The sequence below is a fragment of the Bacillus sp. JJ1474 genome, assembly GCF_036965225.1.
GTDB lineage: Bacteria > Bacillota > Bacilli > Bacillales > Cytobacillaceae > Cytobacillus.
Map to the genome: position 1 here is coordinate 8,237 of NZ_JBALPC010000147.1, position 974 is coordinate 9,210.

Genomic DNA, 974 nt, shown 5'->3' on the forward strand with positions numbered 1-974 from the left:
TTTTTTTCAACTAAACGAAGTTTATGTTAAGATATAAATATATATTTTGAACAATCCGTTCTCAATACAGAAATTCCAATTGATTTATTATTATTATTGATAAGGTGTGTGAGATTGGATGATCGGTGATCGCGTAAAATTACTTCGTAAAGAAAAGAAAATGTCGTTATCCGAGCTTGCCGAACAAGCTGGTGTGGCCAAATCTTACTTAAGTTCGCTGGAAAGAAACCTGCAAACCAATCCTTCCATACAATTTCTCGAAAAAATCGCAGCTGTCCTTCATGTTCCGGTTGATCATTTAATTCATGAACAGCCGAATACAGATGAATTGGATTCGGAATGGATCGATATCGTACAAGAAGCCATGAATTCTGGTGTTTCTAAAGACCAGTTCCGTGAATTTCTTGAATTTAATAAATGGAGAATTGATCAAAATAAATGAGATATTAGATATTAGCTGTTCGTAAGAAGACGCAAAGGTAAACCTTGACCCTCTGCGTCTTTTTTGCAAAATAAAAAGCATTCCTATAAAGAACTGTAGTCCTTTTAGAAACACTTAGCTATTTGTGCCATTATCTCTATTCAGCTACTTCTAAAGCTAGCTTTTTTACCCCATTTTTTAATAAAAACTCCCTAATTTCTTCTTTTTCAATCCCCATTTGCTTCGCCTTGATAATTAACTTCATCCACTCACTGTCTAGTAATTCCAGTTGGACTCTTGTTTTCCCCACACTCTTCCCCCCAAAATACGAATCGTATTCCAGGCAATCCAGCCATCTTGGTATGGAATCTGCCTTTTCTAAGTGCTGCCTGATATAATAAGTTTATGTAGGAAATCTTAAAAAAAGAACGTTCCATCCATACTTTAGACCTGTGACTTTGCGTCCCTATTTTTCAATAGGTTTGCCTTTTTCTGAAGCTATTTCCTTATGTAAATGATCATCTAGTTATATTGTAATAATAGGCTGTTGGTA

Annotated in this window: 2 protein-coding genes and 1 riboswitch; of the genes, one reads left to right on the forward strand and one right to left on the reverse strand. The window is 35.0% G+C overall.

Features of this window, described 5'->3' with window-relative positions:
- The first annotated feature begins 118 nt into the window (after positions 1 to 118).
- Complete coding sequence (locus tag V7164_RS17190; RefSeq protein WP_335354696.1) at positions 119 to 442, forward strand: helix-turn-helix domain-containing protein; 324 nt, start codon at positions 119 to 121, stop codon at positions 440 to 442.
- A gap of 136 nt (positions 443 to 578) precedes the next feature.
- Here V7164_RS17190 and V7164_RS17195 read toward each other — a convergent pair whose 3' ends face one another.
- Positions 579 to 731, reverse strand: coding sequence for an anti-repressor SinI family protein (locus tag V7164_RS17195; protein ID WP_335354697.1), 153 nt, complete (start codon positions 729 to 731; stop codon positions 579 to 581).
- Between the two features lie 29 nt (positions 732 to 760).
- Positions 761 to 918, reverse strand: a riboswitch (cyclic di-GMP riboswitch).
- Positions 919 to 974 lie beyond the last annotated feature (56 nt).